The sequence below is a fragment of the Pantoea leporis genome (assembly GCF_028048155.1).
Taxonomy (GTDB): Bacteria; Pseudomonadota; Gammaproteobacteria; order Enterobacterales; family Enterobacteriaceae; genus Pantoea; species Pantoea leporis.
The window spans coordinates 12,539-34,669 of the sequence record NZ_JALMEU010000004.1 but is presented as its reverse complement, the minus strand read 5'-3'; the positions used below and the strand labels follow the sequence as shown (position 1 = coordinate 34,669).

21 protein-coding genes are annotated in these 22,131 nt (G+C 56.6%); 16 read left to right on the top strand and 5 right to left on the bottom strand.

The features are described 5' to 3' along the window. Window positions 1–37: 37 nt before the first annotated feature. Both MWH02_RS12915 and MWH02_RS12910 read left to right on the top strand, forming a co-directional pair. Complete coding sequence (locus tag MWH02_RS12915; protein ID WP_304623368.1) at window positions 38–1,453, top strand: glutamine synthetase family protein; 1,416 nt, start codon at window positions 38–40, stop codon at window positions 1,451–1,453. A 371-nt stretch (window positions 1,454–1,824) separates the two neighbouring features. Next, on the top strand, window positions 1,825–3,183 hold the full coding sequence (locus MWH02_RS12910; protein ID WP_101763400.1) for an APC family permease: 1,359 nt from the start codon (window positions 1,825–1,827) through the stop codon (window positions 3,181–3,183). A 193-nt stretch (window positions 3,184–3,376) separates the two neighbouring features. Here the strand turns inward: MWH02_RS12910 and ygbI are convergent, their stop codons facing one another. Then, a complete protein-coding gene (ygbI, locus tag MWH02_RS12905; protein ID WP_222212121.1) occupies window positions 3,377–4,138 on the bottom strand; it encodes a DNA-binding transcriptional repressor YgbI in 762 nt (253 codons plus the stop codon). A gap of 259 nt (window positions 4,139–4,397) precedes the next feature. Here ygbI and ltnD point away from each other — a divergent pair, with 259 nt between their 5' ends. The 5 genes from ltnD (at window position 4,398) to MWH02_RS12880 (ending at window position 9,442) form a co-directional block, all read left to right on the top strand. Continuing rightward, window positions 4,398–5,306: an L-threonate dehydrogenase gene (ltnD, locus tag MWH02_RS12900; protein ID WP_101763402.1), complete on the top strand. Its 909-nt coding sequence runs from the start codon at window positions 4,398–4,400 to the stop codon at window positions 5,304–5,306. 2 nt (window positions 5,307–5,308) lie between these two features. Continuing rightward, window positions 5,309–6,568 carry a 3-oxo-tetronate kinase gene (gene otnK, locus MWH02_RS12895; protein ID WP_271460777.1) on the top strand — a complete coding sequence of 420 codons (1,260 nt, stop codon included), beginning with the start codon at window positions 5,309–5,311 and terminating at the stop codon, window positions 6,566–6,568. Further along, window positions 6,565–7,191 carry a 3-oxo-tetronate 4-phosphate decarboxylase gene (gene otnC / locus MWH02_RS12890; protein WP_271460776.1) on the top strand — a complete coding sequence of 209 codons (627 nt, stop codon included), beginning with the start codon at window positions 6,565–6,567 and terminating at the stop codon, window positions 7,189–7,191. The genes otnK and otnC overlap by 4 nt, the downstream gene beginning before the upstream one ends. After that, complete coding sequence (locus tag MWH02_RS12885; protein ID WP_271460775.1) at window positions 7,191–7,970, top strand: HPr family phosphocarrier protein; 780 nt, start codon at window positions 7,191–7,193, stop codon at window positions 7,968–7,970. Before otnC ends, MWH02_RS12885 begins: the two co-directional genes overlap by 1 nt. 119 nt (window positions 7,971–8,089) lie before the next feature. Next, window positions 8,090–9,442, top strand: coding sequence for a GntP family transporter (locus MWH02_RS12880; protein ID WP_101763406.1), 1,353 nt, complete (start codon window positions 8,090–8,092; stop codon window positions 9,440–9,442). Window positions 9,443–9,570: 128 nt separating this feature from the next. Here the strand turns inward: MWH02_RS12880 and sbcB are convergent, their stop codons facing one another. Next, window positions 9,571–10,992: an exodeoxyribonuclease I gene (gene sbcB / locus MWH02_RS12875; protein WP_271460774.1), complete on the bottom strand. Its 1,422-nt coding sequence runs from the start codon at window positions 10,990–10,992 to the stop codon at window positions 9,571–9,573. A gap of 202 nt (window positions 10,993–11,194) precedes the next feature. Here sbcB and dacD point away from each other — a divergent pair, with 202 nt between their 5' ends. From dacD to MWH02_RS12850, 5 genes are all read left to right on the top strand, one after another. Next, window positions 11,195–12,361, top strand: a complete 1,167-nt coding sequence (dacD, locus tag MWH02_RS12870; protein WP_271460773.1) for a serine-type D-Ala-D-Ala carboxypeptidase DacD — start codon at window positions 11,195–11,197, stop codon at window positions 12,359–12,361. A gap of 308 nt (window positions 12,362–12,669) precedes the next feature. Next, window positions 12,670–13,728, top strand: coding sequence for an FUSC family protein (locus MWH02_RS12865; RefSeq protein WP_101763409.1), 1,059 nt, complete (start codon window positions 12,670–12,672; stop codon window positions 13,726–13,728). A 161-nt stretch (window positions 13,729–13,889) separates the two neighbouring features. Then, window positions 13,890–14,210 (top strand): PTS system regulator TmaR, encoded by a 321-nt coding sequence (gene tmaR / locus MWH02_RS12860; protein WP_008110563.1) that lies wholly within the window; start codon window positions 13,890–13,892, stop codon window positions 14,208–14,210. 141 nt (window positions 14,211–14,351) lie between these two features. Next, the gene (locus tag MWH02_RS12855; protein ID WP_007891008.1) at window positions 14,352–14,540 is read left to right on the top strand and encodes a type II toxin-antitoxin system HicA family toxin; all 189 of its coding nucleotides are present in this window, start codon (window positions 14,352–14,354) and stop codon (window positions 14,538–14,540) included. Between the two features lie 17 nt (window positions 14,541–14,557). Beyond that, window positions 14,558–14,971, top strand: a complete 414-nt coding sequence (locus MWH02_RS12850; RefSeq protein ID WP_101763410.1) for a type II toxin-antitoxin system HicB family antitoxin — start codon at window positions 14,558–14,560, stop codon at window positions 14,969–14,971. 87 nt (window positions 14,972–15,058) lie between these two features. Here MWH02_RS12850 and MWH02_RS12845 read toward each other — a convergent pair whose 3' ends face one another. From MWH02_RS12845 to MWH02_RS12835, 3 genes are all read right to left on the bottom strand, one after another. Then, the gene (locus MWH02_RS12845) at window positions 15,059–15,886 is read right to left on the bottom strand and encodes a glycosyltransferase family 8 protein (RefSeq protein ID WP_271460772.1); all 828 of its coding nucleotides are present in this window, start codon (window positions 15,884–15,886) and stop codon (window positions 15,059–15,061) included. Between the two features lie 18 nt (window positions 15,887–15,904). Further along, window positions 15,905–17,287, bottom strand: a complete 1,383-nt coding sequence (locus MWH02_RS12840; protein WP_271460771.1) for a D-arabinono-1,4-lactone oxidase — start codon at window positions 17,285–17,287, stop codon at window positions 15,905–15,907. 74 nt (window positions 17,288–17,361) lie between these two features. Continuing rightward, window positions 17,362–18,003: a TetR/AcrR family transcriptional regulator gene (locus tag MWH02_RS12835; RefSeq protein ID WP_271460770.1), complete on the bottom strand. Its 642-nt coding sequence runs from the start codon at window positions 18,001–18,003 to the stop codon at window positions 17,362–17,364. A 214-nt stretch (window positions 18,004–18,217) separates the two neighbouring features. On the opposite strand from MWH02_RS12835, the gene MWH02_RS12830 reads away from it, so the two are divergent. The 4 genes from MWH02_RS12830 to MWH02_RS12815 all read left to right on the top strand — a co-directional run bounded on the left by MWH02_RS12830 (window position 18,218) and on the right by MWH02_RS12815 (window position 22,122). Next, window positions 18,218–19,045 carry a MetQ/NlpA family ABC transporter substrate-binding protein gene (locus MWH02_RS12830; protein WP_271460769.1) on the top strand — a complete coding sequence of 276 codons (828 nt, stop codon included), beginning with the start codon at window positions 18,218–18,220 and terminating at the stop codon, window positions 19,043–19,045. A 12-nt stretch (window positions 19,046–19,057) separates the two neighbouring features. After that, complete coding sequence (locus MWH02_RS12825; RefSeq protein ID WP_271460768.1) at window positions 19,058–20,188, top strand: methionine ABC transporter ATP-binding protein; 1,131 nt, start codon at window positions 19,058–19,060, stop codon at window positions 20,186–20,188. Further along, a complete protein-coding gene (locus tag MWH02_RS12820; RefSeq protein ID WP_192233454.1) occupies window positions 20,169–20,825 on the top strand; it encodes a methionine ABC transporter permease in 657 nt (218 codons plus the stop codon). The genes MWH02_RS12825 and MWH02_RS12820 overlap by 20 nt, the downstream gene beginning before the upstream one ends. Before the next feature lie 97 nt (window positions 20,826–20,922). After that, entirely contained in the window at window positions 20,923–22,122 is a 1,200-nt protein-coding gene (locus tag MWH02_RS12815) for a M20 family metallopeptidase (RefSeq protein ID WP_271460767.1), read from the top strand. The last annotated feature ends 9 nt before the right edge of the window (window positions 22,123–22,131 follow it).

The following is a 22,131-nucleotide window of genomic DNA, read 5'->3' as shown; positions in this document are numbered from 1 at the left end:
GCGCACCAATATTAAACGGTAAAGGGCGGGTGGGATCATGACGAACCTCGTAGAAGTAGAAGACTTCACGCGACACAGTGAAGAGAAACGAACAAGCGCGTTCCAGCTGGAGGTCAAAACCTGGCTGGAACGCCATCCTGAAACGCAGTATGTCGATATTCTTCTTAATGATTTAAATGGGGTATTTCGCGGTAAACGCATTCCCATCTCCGCATTGGCAAAACTGGAAAAAGGGTGTTACTTCCCGGCCTCGGTTTTCGCTATGGATATCCTCGGTAACACCGTCGAAGACGCCGGACTGGGTCAGTCACTGGGCGAACCCGACCACCTCTGCATGCCGGTGCCCGGCACCTTAATTCCTTCTGCCGCCGATCCCACGCACGTCGCTCAGCTGTTGCTGACCATGTGTAACCAAGATGGCACTCCCTTTGACGTTGAACCCCGTAATGTCCTTAATCGGCTGTGGCAACAGCTGCGCAATCGAGGATTGTTCCCGGTGGTAGCGGTAGAGCTGGAGTTCTATCTGGTGGATAAAAAGCGTGATGCGGAGGGCTTCATTCAGCCGCCGTGTTCGCCGGGCAGTGACGAACGCAATATGCAGAGCCAGGTGTATTCGGTGGATAATCTCGATCACTTTGCTGACGTACTGCGGGACATCGATCATCTGGCCAAGCTGCAAGGCATTCCCGCCGATGGCGCGCTGGCGGAAGCGTCGCCTGGCCAGTTCGAAATCAACCTGCATCACACACGCGACGTGTTGAAAGCCTGCGATCACGCTATTCAGCTGAAACGGTTGGTGCGTCAGGTGGCGGAAAATCACGGCATGACCGCCACTTTCATGGCCAAGCCTTATGAAGAGTACGCAGGCAGCGGCATGCATGTGCACATCAGCATGCTGGATGCCGCCGATCACAACGCCTTTGCGCTTGATGACGGCAGCGATTCACCGCTGATGAAACGCGCGCTGGCGGGCATGATCGATTTAATGCCGGCTTCGATGGCGTTGCTGGCGCCGAACGTGAACGCTTATCGCCGCTTCCTGCCGGAAGCCTATGTACCGCTGCAGGCGTCATGGGGACACAACAACCGCACGGTTGCGCTGCGTGTGCCTTGTGGCGATGCGGACAACCATCGCATCGAGTATCGCGTGGCCGGTGCGGATGCAAATCCCTATCTGGTGGTGTCAACAATTCTTGCCGGTATTTTGCACGGTCTGGATAATCAGCTACCTTTACCGCATGCGGTGCAGGGCAATGGACATGAAGCTGAAGGGCTGGCATTACCGATTCGGCAGAGTGATGCGCTGTATGAATTCGAGAATAGCTATCCGCTGCAAAAGCTGCTGGGCGAGCGTTTTAGCGGGGTGTGGCACAGCTGCAAACAGTACGAACTGATGCAGTTTGAGCGCTTAATCACCTCGACGGAAATCGACTGGATGCTCAAGAATGCCTGAGTGCCGGAAGAATTGATCTAACGTCTTGTGCCGATGGCATAAGTTGGGGCAAAATACGCGCCCTGCAAAATGAGAACTAACCGACGTTAACCGCGTCGGTTATTTTTTTGCATGATGTACTCACTGACATTCACACGAGGCCGGACACGCATCCGGATAGATAGATACTGACAAACACGCTTGTGCGTGAGATTTGAGGAAAACAAAGATGGGACTGTTTAACATTGCACCAGCGCAGGCTGGTTCTCGCTTCCGTGATGACTACGGCGCCGCGACAATCGTAAACACTAATATCACTTCTCACTGCAGCAAATTGCGCAGTAGCCCTGTAGCCCAACCGATCGCGGTTGTCGTCTGCGGGGGCCTGAACAATGTCGCTTAACACCTCTGCCGCACCTCAGCGTGCACACCTGAAAAAATCTCTGACCCTGATCCCGGTTGTCATGATGGGCCTGGCGTATATGCAGCCAATGACCCTGTTTGATACTTTTGGTATTGTGTCTGGATTGACCGACGGCCACGTCGCCACCGCTTATGCTTTCGCCCTGATCGCGATTCTGTTTACTGCCGTGAGCTACGGCAAGCTGGTACGCCGCTTCCCATCTGCGGGCTCCGCTTACACCTATGCTCAGAAGGCAATCAGTCCGCACGTCGGCTTTATGGTTGGCTGGTCATCACTGCTGGACTACTTGTTCATGCCGATGATCAACATCCTGCTGGCGAAAAGCTACTTTGAGACGCTGGTGCCGGGCATTCCGTCGTGGATTTTCGTGGTGCTGCTGGTGGCCTTTATGACCATCTCCAACCTGCGTGGGATCAAAACCGTTGCCAACTTCAACAGCGTGATCGTGGTGCTGCAGGTGGTAGTGATGGTAGTGATTACCGGCATGGTGGTTTACGGTGTGGCACACGGTGTTGGCGAGGGGACATTGACCAGCAGCAGACCGTTCTGGTCTGAGAATGCGCACGTAGTCCCGATGATTACCGGTGCGACCATTCTCTGCTTCTCGTTCCTTGGCTTTGACGGTATCAGTTCGCTGTCAGAAGAGACCAAAGATGCTGAACGCACGATCCCGCGCGCAATTTTCCTCACCGCGCTGATTGGTGGTGTGATCTTTATCGGTGTTTCTTACTTCCTGCAGCTGTACTTCCCGGACATCTCGCGTTTCCAGAATCCGGACTCTTCACAGCCAGAGATTATGCTGTTCGTGGCGGGTAAAGCGCTGCAAATTGGCATCCTGATCTTCTCGGTGGTGACGGTGCTAGCATCCGGTATGGCCGCGCACGCAGGCGTTTCACGTCTGATGTACGTGATGGGCCGCGATGGCGTGTTCCCGCAGCGTTTCTTTGGCTTCGTGCACCCGAAATACCGCACGCCGTCACTGAACGTGCTGCTGGTGGGTGCGGTCGCGCTGATGGCGATCAACTTCGACCTGGTAACCGCAACTGCGCTGATTAACTTCGGTGCGCTGGTGGCGTTCACCTTTGTGAACCTGTCGGTGATTGCGCAGTTCTGGATCCGTGAGAAGCGTAACAAGACGCTGAAAGATCACATCAACTATCTGGTGCTGCCGGTAATGGGTGCCCTGACAGTGGGTGCGTTGTGGATTAACCTGGAAGAGACCTCCATGGTGCTCGGCCTGGTGTGGGCAGCGATTGGTATTATTTACCTCGCCTTTGTGACTCGCACCTTCCGCAACCCGGTTCCACAGTTCAGCGAAGAAGTGTGATTTGATCGACGTCGCTGTCCCCCATCCCGGCCTTCCCCCGCAAGCGGGGGAAGGAGACGCTGCCACATGCACCTCCTCACTCGCATAGAGCACCATCTTCCTCCCCCATTTATGGGGGAGGACCGAGGAGGGGGACAGCAAGCACGGACCAGGGATAGGGGACAGCGAGCACCGACCGAAGGGACAGCACGCACTATCCCGCCAACACCAACTCCCAACGCCCCGCACCTAACGCCTCGCGTCCCGCTTTACTCAACCCCGCATCGGTAATCAAGGTATCAAACCGCTCCAGCGGCAACGCCAGGTGCGTCGCAATCTTGTTGTACTTCGAACTGTCGCTTAACAACACGCGCTTACTACTCACATCGCTCGCCGCCAGCTTCACCGGCACCTTATCCTCATCCGGCGTAAACAGCCCGCGCGGGCCCCAGCAGGACGCGGAGATAAACGCGATATCAATCGCCAGCTGGCGCAAACTTCTGGCGGCCGCTTCACCGACGCTGGAACGGTTCTCACGACATACCGTGCCGCCGGTGTGAATCAACTTGCAGCCGCTGCTCTCCATCAGCAGGCGCGCAATCACGAAATCGTTGGTCACCACCAGCAAGTCATCACGCTCAAGCAACTCGCGCGCCAGCGCCAGTGTGGTAGTGCCGGCATCGAGATAGATGCAGCTATTACGCGGAATATGACGCGCGGCATACTGCCCAATCGCCATCTTCTCGCCGCTGTACATATTGGTCTTCGCCAGATGCGACGGCTCCGCCGCCAGACGATCCGCCGAGCGCACGCCGCCCGAAACAGACAATACCGCACCTTGCTCTTCCAGCTTCTGCACATCGCGACGTATCGTCATATGCGACACACCCAAGCGCTCAGTGAGCTCGGCAATGCTAACCACGCCGCGTTCGCCAACCAGCGCTAAAATTTGTTGATGACGTTCAACCGGAATCACCTTGCTCTCCCTGAATTATCATTTTTTCACATTGTAGATCATCGATTCACAGCCCGCAGCACAATTTATCTTGGCGGAATCTAAGCAGAAATCCCATCTGGACTGACTTCGAAGCGCTGACCTCCGGCTGTGAATCCATGTTAATCGTTGAGCAGCTAAGTTAATTTTTGTGATATCACGCACGTTTATTCGCCACTGACTGCGGCAGACTTAACACCAATGAACAAATTATCACTTAAATTAACAATGGAGGTTTGCTATGTCAGCAACCGTGAATAACATCGGCGTGATTGGTTTAGGTTCCATGGGCATGGGTGCAGCGCAGTCTTGCATCCGTGCAGGATTAAATACCTGGGGTGTTGATCTCAATCCGCAGGCGCTGGAAACCCTGCGTCAGGCCGGTGCACGTGATGCGCAAACCTCCGCTGCCCGCTTTGCCGCTGAACTCGATGCGGTGCTGTTGCTGGTGGTGAACGCCGCGCAGGTTAAAGCAATCCTGTTCGGTGAAAACGGCGTGGCGGCGCAGCTCAAGCCCGGCACCGTGGTCATGGTCTCTTCTACCATCTCTTCACAGGATGCGCAGGCGATTGAACAACAGCTGGCGCAGCATCAGTTGCTGATGCTGGATGCACCGGTTTCCGGCGGCGCAGCCAAAGCTGCAGTTGGCGAAATGACGGTAATGGCGTCCGGCAGCGATGAAGCTTTTGCCCTGCTCAAGCCTGTACTGGATGCGGTGGCGGCGAAAGTCTATCGCGTGGGCAGCGAAATCGGTCTCGGCTCAACCGTAAAAATCATTCACCAGCTGCTGGCGGGCGTGCACATTGCCGTGGGCGCTGAAGCGATGGCGCTGGCCGCGCGCGCTGGAATCCCGCTCGACACCATGTATGACGTGGTGACCAACGCCGCCGGTAACTCATGGATGTTCGAGAACCGCATGCGTCACGTGGTGGATGGCGATTACTCGCCGAAATCAGCGGTCGATATCTTCGTTAAAGATCTCAATCTGGTGGCGGATACCGCCAAGTCGCTGCACTTCCCGCTGCCGCTGGCTTCTACTGCGCTCAATATGTTTACCGAAGCCAGCAACGCCGGCCACGGTCGTGAAGATGACAGCGCGGTGATCAAGATCTTCAGCGGCATCACGCTGCCGCAGGCGAAGGAGCAATAATCATGCGTTTAGGCGTTATTGCAGACGATTTTACCGGCGCAACCGACATCGCCAGTTTCCTGGTGCAGAACGGTTTGCCGACCATCCAGTTCAACGGCGTGCCGGAAAGTCATGACGCGCTGAGCGCGCAGGCGATTGTTATCAGCCTGAAGTCGCGCTCATGCCCGGCGCAGCAGGCGATCGATCAGTCGCTGGCGGCGCTGCAGTGGCTGCAACAGCAGGGCTGCGATCGTTTCTACTTCAAATATTGTTCCACCTTTGACAGCACCGAGCAGGGCAATATCGGCCCGGTGACTGATGCGCTGCTGGCGGCGTTGGGCGAAACGCAAACGGTGATCTCGCCGTCGCTGCCGGTTAACGGTCGTACGGTGTATCAAGGCTATCTTTTTGTCGCCGATCAGCTGCTGTCCGAATCGGGCATGCGCCATCATCCGGTAACGCCAATGACCGACAGCAATCTGGTGCGTTTGATGACGCGCCAGGCCAAAGGCCAGGCCGCAGTGATCAACGCCGCGCAGCTCGATCAAGGTGCTGATGCGGTGCGTGCGCAGCTGGATACCCTGAAAGCGCAGGGCATCAACTATGTGGTGCTGGACGCGCTGCACGAGCAGCATCTGCTGACGCAGGGCGAAGCGCTGAAAGAGACGCGCCTGGTGACCGGCGGTTCAGGCCTGGCGATCGGTATCGCCCGCGCCTGGGCAACGCAGCAGCAGAACAGTGATGCTGAACACGCCGGGCGCCCACAAGGCGATCGCGCGGTGGTGATCTCAGGCTCCTGCTCGCAAATGACCAACCGTCAGGTGCAGGCGTATCGTCAGCAAGCGCCCTCGCATGAAGTGCTGGTGGAGCGCTGCCTCGATAACGCCGAAAGCTATGCACAGGAGCTCTGTGACTGGGTGGAAGCCAATTATCAGTCCGAACTGGCACCTTTGCTGTTTGCTACCGCCGATGCCCAGCAGCTGCAAGCCATTCAGCAGCAATACGGCGCAGCGCGCAGCAGTCAAGCGGTTGAACAGCTGTTTGCTGCGGTAACCCGTGAACTAAAAACCCGCGGCTGGCAGCGCTTCATCGTTGCTGGCGGAGAAACCTCGGGCGTGGTGGCACAAAGCCTTGGCGTCACCGCATTCCACATTGGCCCAATGATTTCGCCGGGCGTGCCGTGGGTACGCGATATCCATCAGCCGCTGTCGCTGGCGCTGAAATCAGGCAATTTTGGCGACGAACAGTTCTTTGCCCGCGCACAACAGGAGTATTCAGCATGACGGAACAACAAGCACGCGAAGAAATGGTACAGCTCGGCGCGTCCTTCTTTCAGCGCGGTTACGCCACCGGTTCAGCGGGCAATTTGTCGCTGCTGCTGGAGGATGGCAACTTGCTGGCGACGCCAACCGGCTCCTGCCTCGGCGAGCTGCAGGCCGATCGCCTGTCGAAAGTGACGATTCAGGGCGAATGGATCTCCGGCGACAAGCCCTCGAAAGAAGTAGCTTTTCACCGCGCGCTCTACCTGAACAATCCCGCGTGCAAAGCGGTGGTGCATCTGCACAGCCACTATTTGACGGCGCTCTCCTGCCTCAACGATCTCGACACAGCAAACTGCATCCGTCCGTTCACGCCGTATGTGGTGATGCGCGTTGGCGATGTGCCGGTGGTGCCGTATTACAAGCCGGGCGATCAGCGGCTGGCAGACGATCTGGCCAATCTGGCCTCGCGCTATAACGCCTTCCTGCTGGCCAATCATGGTCCGGTGGTGGTGGGCAAATCCCTGCGCGAAGCTGCCAATAACACTGAAGAACTGGAAGAGACCGCGCGTCTGATGTTTACGCTCGGTGACCGCTCGATTCGTTATCTGACCGATAGCGAAGTCGCGGAATTGAGGGATTTCTAATGCCTAAGTTTGCAGCTAATTTATCTACGCAGTTCGGTGAGCTGCCGTTTATCGAGCGCTTTGCCGCCGCGGCCAACGCCGGTTTTCGCGCCGTTGAATTCCTGTTTCCGTATGACTTTCCGGCCGAGGTGATTAAAGCCGAGCTTGAAAAACATCAGCTGGAACTGGTGCTGTTCAACACCGCCGCAGGCAACGTGCAGGCGGGCGAGTGGGGCGTTTCTGCCATTCCGGGCCGTGAACAGGAAGCGCGTGCCGATATCGATCGGGCACTCGAGTATGCGCTGGCGCTCAACTGCCAGCAGGTGCATGTGATGGCGGCAACCGTGCCAAACGGTGCCGATCGTGCAGCCTATGAAGAGACTTTCGTGCGTAATATGCATTATGCCGCCGAGCGTTTTGCGCCGCACGGCATTCGCCTGCTGCTGGAAGCACTTAATCCAGTGACCAAGCCGAATTATCTCTACGCCAGCCAGTATCAGACGCTGGCGATGATGGCGCGTATCGATCGGCCCAACGTCTTTACCCAGCTCGATCTGTTCCATGCACAGCTGGTGGACGGCAATCTGACGCATCTGATTCGTGAATACGCTGGTCGTTATCGCCATATCCAGATCGCCTCGGCGCCGCATCGTCACGAGCCGGATGAAGGCGAGATCAACTATTCCTATCTGTTCAACCTGCTGGATGAAGTGGGTTATGACGGTTGGGTGGGATGTGAATACATCCCGCGCGGCCGCACTGAAGCCGGCCTCGGCTGGTTCGCGCCTTACGCTAAATAATTTTTGTTTAACCACCCAGCACAGGGATTTTCAGCACTGTGCTGGGTAAGTCATACCTGAATTCGTCAATACCAGATAGAGCTGTACCCAAACTATACTAATTAAATCAGAGGATTATCATGTCTACCGCGTTGTTGTTAGCCATTGCTACCGCCAGCATTGTGATCTTGCTGCTGCTGGTTATTAAAACCAAAGTTCACCCCTTTGTGGCGCTACTGATTGTCAGCTTGCTGGTGGCGATTGCGACCGGCATTCCAGCCGACAAAATTATGGAAACCATCTTTAGCGGGATGGGTAACTTGCTGGGGCATATCACCATTATCATCGTGCTGGGGGCGATGCTCGGCGCAGTGATTGAAGCCTCGGGCGGTGCCGAGTCGCTGGCGCAACGTTTCAGTAAATCGCTGGGTATCAAGCGTACCGTGGCGGCGCTGACCATGGCGGCGTTTATCCTCGGCATTCCGGTGTTCTTCGAGGTCGGCTTCATCATCGTGATTCCGCTGATTTATGGCTTCACCAAAGTGGCGCGCGTGTCACCGCTGAAGTTTGGCTTGCCGATGGCGGGCGTGATGCTGACGGTGCATGTGGCGCTGCCAACCCATCCCGGCGCGGCAGCGGCGGCGGGCATTCTGCACACTGATATGGGCTGGCTGATGATGCTCGGTATCCTGATCTCGATTCCGGTCGGTATCGTCGGTTATTACGTCGCGAAAGCGATGAACCTGCGCCAATATCATCTTTCCGTTGATGTATTAGAACAGCTGCAGCTGGCGAAGCCGGAAGGTAAGCCGAAGAACGACGCGCCAGCGCCGGGTGCACTGACCATTACCGGTCTGATTGTTGTGCCGATTCTGTTGATCGTCATGGGCACCGTCGCGCACACCACGCTGGAAGAAGGCAGCACGCTGCGTGCGGTGATGACGGTGATCGGTACGCCAGCCATTGCGCTGCTGATTGCGCTGGGACTGGCTGCGTGGCTGCTCGGCGTGCGTCGTGGCTGGAGCAAAGAGAAACTGGAAGATCTCACCGGACGTGCGATTCCCAGCTCCGCCAGCGTGATTTTGGTCGCGGGCGCGGGCGGTGCGTTTGGTAAGGTGCTGGTGGAATCGGGCGTGGGCAAAGCGCTGGCGTTGACGCTGGAAACCTTGCATCTGCCATTAGTTCCGGCGGCCTTTATTCTGTCGCTGGCGCTGCGTGCTTCGCAGGGATCGGCAACGGTGGCGATTCTGACCACCAGCGGCTTGCTGAGCCAGGCGGTGGGCGATGTGACGGATATGCAGCGCGTGTTGGTGACGCTGGCGGCCTGTTTCGGCGGGTTAGGCTTGTCGCACGTCAATGATGCGGGTTTTTGGGTGGTGACGCGCTATCTGGGCTTGTCAGTGGCCGATGGCCTTAAGACCTGGACGGTATTGACGACGGTGATGGGGCTGAGCGGTTTTGCACTGACGTGGCTGGTGTGGGGGATGATTTAAGGGTTTTCCCTCACCCTAACCCTCTCCCACAGGGAGAGGGAACCGATCGAGCGCTCACGCCAGCATCTGGCAGCGTCTCCCTCTCCCTGTGGGAGAGGGCCGGGGTGAGGGCATCAAATCGCAGAGGACTATGACACCAGCTCCTGCGCATACAAATACAGCGCCTTCAGCTGCGCCATCTTCTCCGTATTCCCCTCATGCAAACTCGCCAGCGACTCCAGCTCCAGCAAGAACGCCTGCACGCGCTCGGCATTCAGCGCTTCGCGGCGATGCTGCAACCAGCGCTGCTGTTCGGCGTCATCCAGGGTGCCAGGGAAGTTGCGCGCACGGTAGCGGAACAACAATTTAGCAATGCGCTTGTCGTCGAAGGTCAAATCCAGCGCCGGTAAGTTCTGCGGCGGCGTCTGGCGGATGATATTCATGCCAGCGCGATCGGCATCGCTAAAGAAGCCGTCATACAACTGCGCGTCAACATCATCTGACGGGGTAAACGGCTCGGCGTCGGCAAACAGCGCCACCACTTTCTCACGCACTTCCGCGTGGTCACGCAGCAGCTTGAGGTTTGCAAGGCACTGCTGACGATCGATGTTGAGGCGCGCGGCATCTTCCGGACGCAGCGTGCTGGCAGGCGCCAGCACCGGACACTTATTAATGTGCACCAGCTTGATCGGCACCGCAGGCAGATCGCCTAAATCGCTGTGGCGGGTATATAAACGTTCGCGCAGTTCGTCAGATTCCAACGTCAGCAGCGGCGACATATCACCGGCCAAATCGGCAACAATCAGCGCGTTACGGTTATCCGGATGCCACGCCAGCGGCACAATCCAGCTGGTGTTACCGCGCGCCGCACCGAACATGCCGGAGACGTGCACCAGCGGTTTCATCTGCGGGATATCAATCAGCGTCATCAGTTTCTGTTTGTTGCGATGGGTAAACAGAAACTCAAACAGCTTCGGCTGCTTCTCTTTTACCAGTTTTGCCATCGCCAGCGTGGCATAAACGTCGGACATCGCATCGTGCGCCTGTTCGTGCGCTACGCCGTTGGCCTTAGTGAGATGCTCCAGCTTGAAGCAGGGGAAGCCATCGTCATTCTCCGGCCACTCAATGCCTTCCGGACGCAGCGCGTAGCAGGCGCGCATCACATCGAGTAAATCCCAGCGCGAATTGCCGTTCTGCCAGCTCCAGCCATAGGGATCAAAGAAGTTGCGATAGAAGATATTGCGCGTCACTTCGTCATCAAAACGCACATTGTTGTAACCAATCACACAGGTTTGCGGCTCGCTAAACAGGCCGTGAATGCGTTCGGCAAACGCCGCCTCGGTCACGCCGCGCGCTTTGGCGGTTTGCGGCGTAATGCCGGTGATCATCACCGCTTCCGGCTGCGGCAGATAATCGTCGGCTGGCTGGCAATAAAATACCTGCGGTTCACCTACTGCATTGAATTCTTTATCGGTACGCAGGCCCGCGAACTGCGCCGGACGGTCCAGCGACGGGCTTTTACCGAAGGTTTCATAATCGTGGAATAAGAAGGTGAACTCAGAGGCGGGCACGGCGTTATCCTGGCAATGGAGAATCAACGCACAGGATAGTCGTCCATGGGTAGCAGTACAACCTCGATCATCCTCGCTGCGAGCAGGCGCGCAGCATTTATGCGCAGTTCATACTTTTTTTCAATTTATTCAGATCTGTAAGCGCTATTTGCCGTAAAACGTGCGGCGGTAAATCCATTTTTTTGATTTTGAGGAAGAAGTGTTGAAAAGGCGTCTGCTGGTAACTGTATCTGGAATAATTATTTGGGCATCGTGGGCGCAGGCTGACGACAGCATGCCGTTTCCCCTGACACCACCGCCGATTGATGCGGCTTCGTGGGTGTTGATGGACGCCACCACCGGACAAATTCTCACCGCTGGCAATCCGGATGAAGAGCGTAACCCGGCCAGCCTGACCAAACTGATGACCGGCTATGTCGTGGATCGCGCTATCGATCAGAATAAAATCAGCCGCGATGACAAAGTCACTATCGGCAAAGATGCGTGGGGCGCAGGCAATCCGGTGTTCAAAGGCTCCTCGCTGATGTTCCTCAAGCCTGGCGATCAGGTCACGGTGCGCGACCTGATGCGCGGCGTGATCATCGATTCCGGTAACGATGCCTGCGTAGCGCTGGCGGATCACGTGGCCGGCAGCGAAAGCAGCTTCGTCACCATGATGAACAGCTACGTGCAGAAACTCGGCCTGTCGCACACCCATTTCGAAACCGTGCACGGCCTCGATGCGCCGGGCCAGCACACCACCGCACGCGATCTGGCGGTGCTGTCGCGCGCCATCATCAGCGGCGAGCCCGATTTCTACGCCATGTACGGGGAGAAAACCCTGACGTGGAACGGCATCACTCAAAACAATCGCAACGGCTTGCTGTGGGATCAAAATCTGCACGTCGATGGTCTGAAAACCGGCCACACCGAAAGCGCCGGTTTTAACATCATCGCTTCTAACGTGGTCGGACGTCATCGCCTGATTGCGGTGATCATGGGCGGCAAGAGCCCGAAAGGGCGTGAAGATCAGGCGCGCAAGCTGCTGGTATGGGGCCAAAACAGCTTTGATACCGTGCAACTGTTCCACGCAGGCAAAAAAATCGGTAGCGAAAACGTCTGGTACGGCAATCCGCATAAGGTCGATGTCGGCACCACGCAGGATATCTACCTGTCGCTGCCGCGCACAGAAGTGGCCAACGTGATGGCGAAATACGTTATCGATCACAAAGATCTGGAAGCGCCGCTGAAAGCGGGCGAGCAGATTGGCGAAATTCAGGTGATGGACAAAGATAAGCAGTTGGCCAGCTATCCGCTTTACGCGCTGCAAGCGGTGGAAGAGGCGGGCATCATTACGCGTATCAGCGATTACGTGAAACAGAAACTGTAATCTGTCGCGTCTTTCCGCGTCATCATCTTCGCCGTGATGCGGCGATGATGACACAATCGCTGTTGGCGTTGCAGACCAGAAAGGTGTGCTGGTGTACGATGACATGATTTTCCGATCGCCATTCATGGCAACCGTTTTAATGCGCGCACCAAACCCACTGCGTTACATCAATGTTTCTATTGAGAAAACCTGATGTAACGTCCATGTTGTATTTCAGCAAAACCTGAAAAATAATTGCGTTCGACCCTGATGATGCAGCCGTCGCCAGGGTAACATAGCGCGCAAATTTTTAGCGTTCCCGGACAACCATGTTACGCGCTGACAAGCCCATCTCGCAGATTGAGTTCTGGTTCTACCGCCACTATCGCACCGTACACGGCGTGCGTATCGCTATCGCCTTTGTGCTGTGTTTCCTGTTTGTGCGGCTCACCGACATTCCCGAAGGCACCTGGCCGCTGATTACGCTGGTGGTCGTGATGGGGCCGATTTCCACCTGGGGCAACGTGCTGCCGCGCGTGGTGCAGCGCATTAGCGGCACTTTTGCCGGTCTGATTTCTGGCCTGATCGCGCTCAAGCTTGAGCTGTTTTCACTGCCGGTGATGCTGGTGTGGTGCGCCGTTGTGATGGTGGTCTGCGGCTATCTGACGCTGGGAAAACATCCCTACATGGCGCTGCTGATCGGCATCACGCTCGGCGTGGTGGTTGGCGCACCGGCCGGGGATTTCACCATCGCCATGTGGCGCGGAGGCGATGTGATTCTCGGTTCACTGATGGCGCTGCTGTTTAGCGCCATCTGGGCGCAGCGTGCCTATACGCATTGGCGCATCCAGTTATCGGATGCGTTTATCGCCATGGCCAAACTGCATCACACCGGCTTCTCCGCCAATTTGCTGGAGAAGCCGCGGCTGAATAAACCTTTTCAGAAATTGCTGAGCAGCGTGATCAAAATGCGCGCGCTGCTGGAGCCGGCGAGTAAAGAGACGCGCATTCCGAAATCGGTGTTTGAGGCGATCCAAACCATCAATCGCAATCTGGTCAACACCATGCAGATGCAAATTGATGCATGGTGGTCGTCGCGTGAAAGCCACTTGATTATGCTCAACGCACCTACGCTGCGCCGCACCCAGCAGATGACAGAAGACACGCTAAATGCGCTGGCCACGCTGATGGTGAAAGGCGAAACCGAGCAGATCACCGCCAACAGCCACGCGCTGGAGGAGATCACCCAGGAACTGGAGCAGCTGATTGCTAATCGCAGCGGACGTTCCGAAACCACGGCGATTTACGGCTACGTCTGGCTGAGCCTTGAACAGGCGCGTCAGCTGGAGCGTATGACTGATTTAGTGCGTCTGGCGCTGCGTAAATAGTTTTCTCAGGCAAGGACTTAATGTGAATCACCCTTTCTTTGCGCTAAGATAAGCGCCAGTCCGAAATTAGCGGTGAGAATTGCAACCCTGGCGGCCAAGCCGCTAAGCTAAACGTTATGACTATTCCGCCTGCCGACGCAGGCCTCAAGAAAGGTGCCAACATGGAAAATGCCAAGCAATCATTTCAGGACGTACTGGAGTTTGTGCGTATGTTCCGTCGTAAAAACAAACTGCAGCGCGAAATCGTGGATAACGAGAAGAAAGTCCGTGATAACCAGAAACGTGTGCTGCTGCTGGACAACCTGAGTGAATACATCAAACCCGGCATGAGCATCGAGGCGGTGCAGGAAATTATCGCCAGCATGCGTGTGGACTATGAAGACCGCGTTGATGAGTACATCATCAAAAACGCTGACCTCTCCAAAGAGCGTCGCGAGCTGTCGAAGAAGTTGAAAGCGATGGGCGAGCCAAAAGCGCAATAAATTTCCATTCACCACTCATCTTGAGGTCGTCATTTATGACGACCTTTTTATTTGGGAAAAAGATAACCCCAATAACTCTTCTTGCGATTTAGAGTTATTGGGGTTATTTTTTATGCTTTCAGGACGCGGTAAGGCAATGGCATGGATAGCAGATCATTAATGGCCGAGATCAAGGCCGATGGCTGGGAACTGATACGAGTAAACGGTAGCCATCACCATTTTGTCCATCCGGTAAAAAAAGGGCTGGTGACGATACCGCACCCCAAAAAGGATTTGCCGATCAAAACGGTGAAAAGTATCAGGAAACAAGCCGGACTGACTGTCCATTAATTCGAAAGAGGTGACGTATGTTTTATCCCATCGCGATTGAGGCGGGTGACCAAAGCACGGCATTTGGCGTCACGGTGCCGGATTTGCCGGGCTGTTTTTCTGCTGGAGATACGCTGGAAGCGGCGGTAACAAATGCCAAAGAGGCGATTATCGGCCATCTGGAGCTGCTGGTAGAATTAGAGCAGGACATCCCGGCGGTTTCTGAATTGAAATCGTTGATGAAAGATCCGCAATATGCAGGTTATGTTTGGGTACTTATCGATGTGGATGTCACTCGCATTTTGGGCGGGTCCGAGAAAATCAACGTAACCTTGCCAAAACTGCTGATTGATCGCATTGACCGCTGCGTAGCAACGCATCCCGAATTCAAAACCCGTTCAGGTTTTTTGGCGCAGGTCGCGCTTGAGCGCATTGCGAAGACCCGTTCATAAGCTTCGTAGGAAACCCATTCGCGGCGAACTGGCCCGCAGTAACGGGCAATTCATATGAAACAGCGCGACGAATCGCGCTGTTTTTTTTTATTCCGCCGCTAACTCCCACCATAGCTTATCCAGCGCGTAGTAGCGGTCGCGTTCCGATTCAGGCTGATTCAAGTCGCGTTTCCACGGCTTCGCCAGAATAAAGTGCAGGTTCTTCACTTCATCTTCGCGCCACATCTTACTGTGCTGGAACTGTAAGGTTTTCAGCGCATTGTATTTGTACGAAAGCGGCAGCCAGCGATCCTCGAACACTTCATTAAGCAAATCCTGCTCGGAGAAGGGATAGCGGCGCAAATCGGTAATGCCCGCCACTTTTTCCTGCAGCCACGCAAACACCGCCAGATCCGGCTTCAGCACCAAAAAACCGCCGTTCAGATAGCGATCAAGCGTGGACGGTGCCGGTTCGCCGCGGTCCTGCCAGGTATAGTGACAATTCTCTGGCTGCCAGCTGGCGGGATAACTGGCGATCTTGTTGGGATTGCAGCGACAGGCGTGGCACGCTGCCAGCGCATGCTTGCCCAGATCGAGCGTAAACAGCTCATCCATGTTGCGCAGCACCAGCATGTCGGCATCGAGAAATACTACGCGCTCACAATCAACCAGCTCCCACGCGCGCAGCTTGCTCCACACTTCTCCGAACTGCGCCGAGGCGTAATGCTGCTCCAGTTCGGCGTTTGGCATCAGCGGATCCACCGGATGGATCACGCAGCCCAGCGCCTGCAACGCTTCACGCGTCTCCAGATCGATGGCGTCGGTGACCATGACAATCAGCGGCCAGCGGGTTTCGCTGCGCTTCAGCGAGCGGTGCAGCGCCTTCACGCCAATGAAATAGTCCGGCTGCGTTAACAGCGTTACCCATGCAAACATGGTTTCTCCCCTTCAAACTTAATCAAACAAAGCAGTGACATAGTCATTGCTAAAACGGCGTTGTGGATCGAGCTGGTCGCGCACCGCGCGGAAAGCGTCCCACTGCGGATAGATATCGCGCCACTGATAGCGCTGCGGATCGTAATATTTGCCCCAGTGCGGACGTCCGCCTTCGGCCGCCAGCAGCTTCTCGACTTCAGTGAGAAAATGCAGGCCATCCTGCGACAGCGAACCGTCATCAGCGTAATAAACCACAAAGCCAAAGAAGCAGGTGGCGTGCTGATACGCCGGGCTGAGCCAGCCTTCAGACGCGCCGGTACAGCGCAGAATGATCGGATAGTGCATGTGCGGATGATTCTCGGCATACCACGCTTTGATCTTGCTGATAATCTGCGGCGTTTTCTCCAGCGGCACGCCGATCTCGACGTTGATCTGCGGCACGGCAATGCCGCGACAAAATAGCTGATAGATATCGCCGCTGATGTCGGTGAAATCGCGGAAGCGCGTCACGGTGCGGAACTGTTTGCCGCCTTTGCCGTGAATCTGCGTATCGCGATGCATCTGCGCCAGCGTCTGGTCGATGGTGTCATTCAGGCTGCTGTCGGTGTCATCGCCATGCTCAATCACCTCGCGCTGCTTGGCGTGCCATGCCTGCGAATCTTCAGCGCTGGCTTCGTGCGCGTTCCACACGTGCATCAGGTTGTCATCGACAAACCACCAGGCTTTGCTCATCTCATACTGCTGGTTCCATTCGATCAGATCGTTCTCCAGCGTATCGGCGGAGACGGCGAATTTGTGGCAGGTAAACAGGCGGAAAGGGCGGGTGCGCAGCGTCACGGCCGTCACAATGCCTAGGGTGCCGAGCGAAACCTGGGCGGCAGCGAAATCGGGCTCACCGCGCACAAATTCACGCACGCTGCCGTCAGCCAACACCATGCGGATGCGCAGCGCTTCATCGGCGATGGAGCTTTGTGCTAAACCCTGGCCGTGCGTGCCGGTGGCCATTGCGCCCGCCAGCGTCTGCACCGCAATCACGCCCGGCGACGAGGCCAGCATGCGATCCATCTCGGTTAAGGAGCTGTAAACCTGCTCCAGCGGCGTACCGGCGGCAAAGGTGACGCTCTCTTCGTCTTGGGCGATCACGCCGTTGAACGCGCTGAGATCCAGCAGCAAATCCTGCTCATCAACGCCCAGCATGCGGCCCGGCGACAAGCGGTTGCCCAGCACGCGCACTTTGCCGCTGGCGGTGCGCAGCAGTTGTTGCAACTCCGCTTCAGTTTGCGGCTGATGTAACTGACTACGCTGACCAACCACCGAGTTTTGCGCCCAGTTCCACAGTGCGCTGTCCCGATCGGTATTCTGCGTATGGCGTAAGGGATAAAGGTGGGGATCTTTGTTCACTACGGCGTTCCTTAGTCTGTGGTCTGTGACGGTCCCAAATTTAAAAGCGTAGACCATCAGCGCGCAGCCGCAGCCTACGGGGCTTTGCGCACATAACGCAGCGTGGCGGTGACGGCTAACTGGCGGTTGCGACGGATGCTGTCTTCCTCGCTATCGTTCGGCGTGAAAAGCGTGTGAAAGGTGTAGCGATTGGAGACGTGATGCACACAAATGCTGCTCAGCAAGCGGTGCACATCCACGGTATCCAGCCCATCCATAAACAGCCCTTGCTGCTGGCCGCGCGTCAGAATGTCATCCAGCACATCGAGTGCACTTTTGTTCAGCGCCTTGATGCGTTCGGATTGCATGATGTAGCGCCCGCGCAGCAGGTTTTCGGTACACACCAGCCGCATAAAATCCGGGTGCGAAACGTGGTAATCAAAGCTGGCTTCCACCAGTTTGGTCATCGCCAGTTCCGGTGCCATCTCGGCGAGATTAAGGCCGGTTTCATGCTGCCGAATCGCCTGATACACCTGCTCCAGCACCTCAATATAGAGCTGCTCTTTATTGCCGAAGTGATACACCACCATGCGTTTAGTGGTTTGCGCGTGCTCAGCGATCTGCTCCAGCCGCGCGCCCTGCATACCGAACTCGGCGAACATTTTCAGCGCACCAGCAAGGATGCGTTTCTTCAGCCCTTCAGGGTCATTTTTTCGTTTAGGTGTGGTGTTCGACATAGCGCTTATAGTAACAAGTCCATCAAAAGGGGGAGGATAGCACAGCCATTTCTCGCGTGTGGCGATGCGAGCGGCGCCGCGGCTTTATGCTTTTCAGGAATAGCATTCCTGAATAAATCATAATGCAGGAATAAGCAACTGCGTATACTGCGGTCATCTGTCGTTACGACAGCTAATTTTGACTCGCGCAATTATAACGATTAGGAAGCACTTTATGCACACACGTCTGTCATCAGTAAAAAATAAATTCCTGTTAACGGCTGGCGCCTTGCTGCTGGCCAGCGCGGCGCTGTCGCCGCTGTCCATCGCGCACGCGGCGGACAAAACCTCGGTAAAAGTCGGCATTATGAGCGGCGAAGATGAAGACGTCTGGCGCGAAGTGATCAAACAGGCGGCGGCGAAAGACTTAACGGTGAAAACCGTCATTTTCAACGATTACAACCAGCCGAACGAAGCGCTGCAAAACGGCGAAGTGGATGCCAACGCCTTCCAGCATCAGCCGTTCCTCAATAACCAAATCAAGGTCAATCACTACGACATCGTACGCGTCGGCGATACCGCCGTGTGGCCGATTGGTCTCTACTCGAAGAAAGTGAAAAGCGCCAAAGCGCTGAAAGAGGGCGCGGTGATTGGCGTGCCAAACGATCCCTCTAACGAAGCGCGCGGTCTGGTGCTGCTTGAGCAACAAGGCCTGATCAAACTGAAGCCGGGCGTCGGCATCGCGGCCACCACCGCCGATATCACCGCCAATCCGCATCATCTGAAAATCAAAGAGCTGGATTCCGGCATCATCGGCCGCTCCGTTCCTGATCTGGATGCCGCCGTCGTCAACACCGATTGGGCGCTGAAAAGTGGCCTGACCGCCGAAGATCGCATTGCGCAGGAGCCGGTAAAAGATAACCCGTACAACAACTTTATTGCGGTGAAGAAAGAGAACGTCAGCGCGCCGTGGGTGAAAACGCTGGTGGCTTCTTATCAGAACGATGCCGTGAAGACCGTGTTTGACAAGGTCTACAAAGGCACGGGCGAAACGGCCTGGTAAGGAACGATAAAGATGACGTTATTCTCAGCAGCCGAAACGCCATTTACCGCCGTGAAACGCGGCGTGGCGGAAAGTGCCCATGACGAGGCGCAGGTGAAGTTTCGCGACAGCGGCAGCGTGGTGCGCCTGCAAGGTGTGTCACGTCGTTTTGGACAAACCCAGGCGCTGCGCGACATCTCGTTGACGGTGCAGAAAGGCGAAATCCTTGGCCTGATCGGACGCAGCGGCGCGGGGAAATCCACGCTGATCCGCTGTCTCAACGGGCTGGAACAACCTGATGAAGGCGTCATTGAAATCGAAGGCCGTAACATCACCGGCCTGTCAGAAAAACAGCTGCAAACGGTGCGCAGCCGCGTTGGCATGGTGTTCCAGCACTTCAATCTGTTATCAGCAAAAACGGTGGCGCAGAACGTCGCGCTGCCGCTGAAAATCGCCGGCATGGATAAAGCGCAACGCCAGCAGCGCGTGTCGGAACTGCTGGCGCTGGTGGGATTGGCGGACAAAGCGCAAAGCTATCCGGCAGCGTTATCCGGCGGCCAAAAACAGCGGGTTGGCATTGCCCGCGCGCTGGCGGCCAGCCCGGCGCTGCTGCTGTGTGACGAAGCCACCTCGGCGCTCGATCCGGAAACCACGCGCTCAATTCTGGCGCTGCTCAAATCCCTGAATCAAAAACTCGGCATCACCATTTTGCTGATTACGCATGAGATGGAAGTGATCAAATCCGTGGCGCATCGGGTGGCGGTGATTGATGCCGGTGAAATCATTGAGCAAGGTCCGGTTTGGCAAGTGTTTGCGCATCCGCAATCGGCCCTGACGCGCACGCTGCTGCGCGGTTTGCTGCCGCAGCTGCCGGAAAATATTGCTGCGCGCCTTAGTGATGACAAGCAAGGCGATGCCATCTACAGCGTGCACTTTGCCGGTGACGATGCGCAGGGCGATCTGCTCACCCGCTTTGCCGGCGCGCTGCCGGGCAAGTTCCGCCTGCTGCAGGGCGGCATCGATCACATCCAGCATTACGCGGTGGTGCGTTTCTTTATTGCGCTCCCGGCAGCCAACGTGGCCGACGAGCAGCAGATTCTCAGCTGGCTGCACGCGCAGCAGGCTCAAGTGGAGTTGGTGGGTTATGTCGCCAGTCATGATTGATCTTTTACTCAATGCGTTAGGCGAAACGGTTTTAATGACGGTGATCTCCGGTCTGTTTTCGCTGGTGGCGGGCTTGCCGCTCGGCCTGATTCTGGTGATGACCAGCCCCGGCGGCATCGCCGAGCATCGCGGCGTGAATCGCGTGCTGGGCCTGATCATCAACAGCTTCCGCTCGCTGCCGTTCATTATTCTGCTGGTGGCGTTGATTCCCTTTACCCGTTTTCTGGTCGGCACCTCGCTCGGCACCTGGGCAGCAATTGTGCCACTGTCCATCACCGCCACGCCGTACTTTGCGCGCGTGGCGGAAGTGTCGCTGCGTGATGTCGATCGCGGCCTGATTGATGCGGTGCGCGCCATGGGCGCCAGCAAGCTGCGTATCGTCTGGGACGTGCTGATCCCGGAAGCGCTGCCCGGCATCTTGTCGGGGTTTGTGGTTACGCTGGTGGCGCTAATTGGTGCTTCGGCCATGGCCGGCGCGATTGGCGCAGGCGGACTGGGCGATCTGGCGATCCGTTATGGCTATCAGCGCTTTGAAACCTCAGTGATGATCGCGGTGATCGCGGTGCTGATTGTGCTGGTGTGCGGCATTCAGTGGCTCGGCGACCGGTTAGTGCAGCGTATTGATAAGCGCCATTGATTATCACTGATGCGTGATAAATCGCGCCGCTACGAATACCTGCATCTAAGGTAGCGGCGCAATCTATTGCGCATTGTTTTGCCAAAGGAGAATGCTCATGTCGCTGAATCCACTTCAGCTCACGCTCGAAAACAGCCTCGAACAACACAGCGCCGCTTATATCAAGGTATCGCAGGCGATATTCCAAAATCCCGAAACCGGCAACAACGAATATTTTGCCAGTGAGCAACTCACGCAACTACTTAGCGCTGAGGGCTTTGCGGTCACGCGCAACGTCGCCGGACATGAAACGGCGTTCTACGCGGTGAAGGCCAGCGACAAACCGGGCCCCACCATCGCTTTTCTCGCGGAATATGACGCGCTGATCGGCATCGGTCACGCCTGCGGTCATAACCTGATTGGCACCACCAGCGTGGCGGCGGCCATCACGCTATCGCAGGTGCTGGATCAAACCGGCGGGCGCGTGGTGGTGTTAGGCACGCCCGCGGAAGAGGGCGGATTAGCCGGACCGGGCGGCCCCAAAGGCAACGTGAAAAAGCGCTTTGTCGAAGCCGGCTACCTCAAAGATGTCGACGTGGCGCTGATGGTGCATCCTTCGGGCAAAACCCGCCTGACTGAATCGACGCTCGCCAATAATCATCTCTATTTCCACTTCTACGGCAAGCCGTCGCACGCCGCCAGCGCGCCCCATGAAGGGATCAACGCGCTGGATGCGCTGGTGCTGCTCTACAACGGCATCAGCGTGTTGCGTCAGCAACTGCCGGATGGCGTGCGCGTGCACGGCATTATCACCAACGGCGGCCAGGCCCCGAACGTGATCCCGGAATACGCCTCCGCGCATTACTACATCCGCGCGGACAGCCGCGAAGTGGTGGAATCCCTTGAGCCGCGTCTGCGTGCCATTGCTGAAGGCGTGGCGCTGGCGACCGGCGCGCGCGTCGAGATTGACCATCAGATTGGCCCGCGCGATTTCAAACTCAACGCAGCGCTGGATGCCTTGCTGCTGGAGGAGTTCACCGCGGCAGGCGAGCAGGTTGATCTCTCGCCGCAGAAAAACAAAGTCTCCACCGATGCTGGCGACATCAGCCACGCGGTGCCGACGGCGCATCCGTGGCTGAAAATCGGCCCCGACGATCTGATTTTCCATACCGTGCCATTCCGTGAAGCGGCCAACTCTGAGCGCGGTTATCAGGCGCTGCTGATTGGCGCGCGCGTACTGGCACGCACCGGCTTACGTCTGCTGACCGATGCGGACGCCTTAAACCATGTCAAAGCGGATTTCGCGCGACAACCATAAAGGAGAGTG